Origin of the sequence: Caballeronia sp. (assembly GCF_049581465.1) — a bacterium.
Taxonomy (GTDB): domain Bacteria; phylum Pseudomonadota; class Gammaproteobacteria; order Burkholderiales; family Burkholderiaceae; genus Caballeronia.
On the sequence record NZ_JBAUSA010000520.1, the window covers coordinates 1 to 4,267 of the forward strand.

Here is a 4,267-nt window from a genome sequence, read left to right on the forward strand (position 1 = left end):
CCTTACCCCGCTCTTTCATGGCCGGGCTGCTTTCAGTCGTCAGCATGATGATATTGACGACCTTGTTCGCGAGCTCGCCGCGAATCTTCTCGACCATGGTCAAGCCGTCCATATTAGGCATGTTGACGTCGCTGATCACGAGCTTGATACCCGGGCTTGTCTTCATCTTGGCAAGGCCGTCCTTGCCATCGACCGCCGTATCGACGTCCAGACCGTTCTTCCTTAGAAAGCCGGCGACTTCGTCTCGCACCGTGCTCGAGTCATCCACCACCAGAATTTTCGACATGAATCCCCCTTTTTATGAATTGGAATAGACCGAGTTCGCCCGAGCCCATGCTGATATCGCTGGAACTGCCATCAAAACAGTTCCAGTTCGCCACTGGATTCTTCAACGGCGCTCAGGTCGGCAATGAAATCGACAGGGGCATGCGCACACACGCAGAGGGTCGCGGCGAGCCTGACTTGGCCATTGATCGTGATTGCGTACGATGAAAGCAAGTCCGGCTTTAGCCCCAACAGATGCGGCAGGCATCGAGCGCTCAGCACGTACGGAGTCGACATTCCCAGATCTGGGAAATACTGAAGCAACTCCTGGTTCAGCGCGCCGCAAGTCAGATTGAAGACCTCCAGGAGCACTTCCTGGAGCGAAGCTTCACTACCTTCATTGACGAAGTACTCGCGCGTACTTTCGTCCTCGTTGAAATGAAAGACAAGCAACAGCCGGAAGACAATGGACGATACCGTCAGGATTACGGCATGCTCCTCCGTCGTCGCGTTAATAGCACTCGGCGGCAAGAGTTCGATCTCGCACGTATCGTCCGATTGCTTCGATATCCTCGATCGAACGGCCTTCTGAAAAATTCCTTCGAAACTATCCTTTGCGTGACCGGTAACCATAGGACGCCTAGTGAAGTCTTGACTTGAACTGGTCCGCGAGTAGCTGGACGCTGCCAAGCGATGCGGTAATCATTTTCCCGCCAGCCTGAATATCCTGGAACGTTGCCGCCGTCGTGATGTCATTCCTGTGCAAGCTGTCCCTATAGCTCTTCGACAGTTCTTCGGACCGCGACGCCAACGCTCTCACCTCGCCCGCCACGACTGCAAATCCGCGGCCGGCCGCACCCGCGCGCGCCGCTTCAATCGATGCGTTAAGGGAGACGATGACCACATGCTTGACGATAGAGGAAAGCTCCTGGTTCTTCGCGTGCATATCCTGGTTCTGCGCCATTAGCGAAATCATCTGTTCGTGCCAGCGCTCGAACGTGCCCGCCAGGCTCTTCAGGCGCGACGCTTCGCTGGCAATTCGCTTGGCCTGCTCCGCCCATTGGTTCTTGTCCTCGACCGTCGCGGCCAGCAACGCACGATTTTCGTCGGCGATCTTTGCCTGTTGCGCCAACTCCTCACGCAACTGGCTAACCAATGATCCGAGCGCCAGATTTGCCTGCTCGGCTTGCGCAGTCAGCTCGCCCTGACGCGTAGCGATTTGCGAATGCGACTCCACGCGGGCGTCAGCTTCAGAGCGAGTCCGGGCCATGGAGTGGCCGTGGTGCAACTTGTGCAGCGCCAAGGCAAGCAGGGCTGTTATCGCGCTGCCTGCCGATGCTGCTAAGAGATACTGTCCAATCACAATTCACCTTCTCGAATGACACTCGATACGTTTAGTCGATTACGCATCGCTTCTTGATTCAATGCAGTCATGCCGCGGCCGAACACACGCCGGCCCGTTGCTCGTTGTCCGTTGCTCCTTGTCCGGGCGCCACTCAAGGCTCACGGGTTTAGTCGACCACCGTATCAAGCTGCGCTTCCTCAGTCTTGCTCCCGGCGTGCTGTCCCGCGCTTGCCATCGCGAGCGCGCCCGGCAGGGAAACGACCGTCTGGAAGCGCCGGAAGTCTGCCCCTTCACGCGCGTCCGTAAAGCGCAATTTCAAGCTCCCATTCTCGCGCTTGAGGAAGTCACGAACCGCATCCATGCCGACACCGCGTCCCGATACTTCCGTGACCTTCTCGGCGGTCGAAAAACCCGGGCGGAAGATGAGATTTGCCACCTCCTCGTCGCTCACCGTGTCGTCGGGGCCGATCCAGCCTTTCTCAGTCGCAATGCTCCGAATCCGGCCCAGCGCGAGACCGCGGCCGTCATCGCTAACGGTGATCTGCAGCGCGCCGGCGTCGACGCCAACTTCAATATCAATTGCTCCAGTGGGCGGTTGACCTCGAGCCACCCGATGCTCGGCGGATTCGATGCCGTGGTCGATTGAATTACGCAGCAGATGCACGAACACGTTTTTCAGAGTCTCGCCAGCGTGGCTCTGCACGCGGTAGCCATTATCCTGAACGCGAACTAGCGGCGCCTCCTTACCCAGTTCGTTCGCGAGCGACGGCAACGATCCGAGCACGCCGGACAGCGCTTCGCTGACACTTTCAGTCCCTAGTAATTGCAAGGTTCGACGCACCGAATCTCGCATGGAAATCAGTTCGCCCAGATTGTCGGGGTTTACCGCTTCCAACTGACGCAGGCTGTCCTGAATGTGCTCGATATCGATCATCAAGTACCGTTCTACGTCACCACGGCGCACTGCTCCCTTACGGCCCAGGCTGACTTCGTTGATCGTGGCATAGCTTTCCAGCGCTTCCTTCACCCGCGCCAACTCCAGCACCAGCCCTTCCTGATTCCAGGCGCGCTCCGACTCCGGCTGGCGCAATTCGGCGTAGGTTTGCTCCGTTTCGTGCACCACGTTTGTCAGGTGCTGCAGGTTGTAAGTGCGCGCGTTGCCCTTGATGGTGTGCATATTACGGAACAGTTCGGCAATCGCCGCGCCGTCCGCCTGCGAATGCTTGCGAATGATCCGTTCGTTCTCGCTGACGAAATCCGACGAACTTTCGATAAACTGGTGAAACTTCTCCTGGCTAACCGCCAGGATTTCACCGATCATCTCCAGCCGTCGCTTCTGCTCCCCAGCCTCCGCCGCGAGTTGACGCAGCTCGGTCACGTCACGCACGCAGAGCATCAGGCGCACAATCAAGTCGCTTTCGTTGGTGATCGCGGACCAGCTCAGGTCGAGAATTTTTACCCGGCCGTCGGGCATGCGTTTGGCGATTTCGCCGACTAGCAAATGCTGGTTGAACGTGAAGTTGATACTGTCTTCGCCAAGACATGCATGGCTTGCCGCGTCCACTTGCGACAGGTCATCTGCGCCAAGATCCGTATCCGAGAAAACCAGATCCATGAGCTTGCGTCCGGCGATCTCCTTCGTCTCGAAGATCGCCTCGAGATACGCGGAGTACTCGGCGTGCACGACGGCGCCCTCGACAATCGTGAGAATGCCCTGCTGCATGTTTTGCAGCATCGCCTGGATGTCGGCGGTCTTCTGCTTGAGCAGCGAGGCGTTTTCCTGGATCTTCTGGATCATTCCGTTGAACGCCACGATTGAGTGGCCGATCTCATCCATCCGGCCCACCGGCACGCGGCGCGTAAAGTCCTGGCTTGCAGCAATTTCGCTCATCATGCCCTGCATGCCGCTCAGCGGACGCGTAATCTGGCGATACAGGAGCGACCCGATCGAGGTCAGGAGGACGATTGCAATTCCGGTCACAAGTGCGATGGCAGTCGTCGTCGTCGAGAGCGTGTCATTAAGCGCGGTGATTGCCTCGTCCTTCTCCCGGTTTTTCTCCACTCGCAATGTTTCGACGATGCCCTCAAGTTCGTCCCTGTATTGGGCCACGTTGGCAAACAGGAAGGCTTGCGCGAGCTCGTTCTTGCCGGCGGCTTTCATCTTGGCCGTGTCGTTGATGGCCGAGAAATAGTTTTCGAGGCTGTCATTGGCCTGGGAGACCAGACCGACCTGCGCGTGGCTGTTCGCACCCTTGGCTTGCAGGGCGAGTGCTTGCTGCAAGGACGACTTCTTGGCCTTCAGTTCTTCTTGCGCCTGCGCAACGACATTTCCGTCGGGTGCATAGACGAGGGTCATGGTCGCGAGCTGGACATCCTTGACTTGCGAGACCAAGTCTGCCGAAGCAAGCGCGCTAGGCACGACGCCCTCGGTCACTTTCCTGACTTCGGATGCGCTGTGGCGTGTCTGATAGACGGCGTAACCGCCTATCGCCGACAGTGCGACGAACATCAACACCACCAGCAATGTAATGCGATGACGGATAGTCAATTGAGGTACTCCCGGGCAAACCGTATCAAGGCGCTCTGTGCGGCTAAACGTCTTGGTGGATTAGGTCAATCCTAAAGAACCCGGATGATGGCGATCGTATGTTACTAATT

4 protein-coding genes are annotated in these 4,267 nt (G+C 57.7%); all 4 read right to left on the bottom strand.

Features of this window, described 5'->3' with window-relative positions; translation table 11 throughout:
- Nucleotides 1–286, bottom strand: a 286-nt coding sequence (locus tag WCA53_RS12765; protein ID WP_423910325.1) for a response regulator, incomplete at its 3' end; no start/stop codon positions are given.
- 71 nt (nt 287–357) lie between these two features.
- Nucleotides 358–897: a hypothetical protein gene (locus WCA53_RS12770; RefSeq protein ID WP_423910330.1), complete on the bottom strand. Its 540-nt coding sequence runs from the start codon at nt 895–897 to the stop codon at nt 358–360.
- A gap of 7 nt (nt 898–904) precedes the next feature.
- Nucleotides 905–1,627 (bottom strand): methyl-accepting chemotaxis protein, encoded by a 723-nt coding sequence (locus WCA53_RS12775; protein ID WP_423910334.1) that lies wholly within the window; start codon nt 1,625–1,627, stop codon nt 905–907.
- 148 nt (nt 1,628–1,775) lie between these two features.
- Entirely contained in the window at nt 1,776–4,157 is a 2,382-nt protein-coding gene (locus tag WCA53_RS12780) for an ATP-binding protein (protein ID WP_423910337.1), read from the bottom strand.
- Nucleotides 4,158–4,267: the final 110 nt, after the last annotated feature.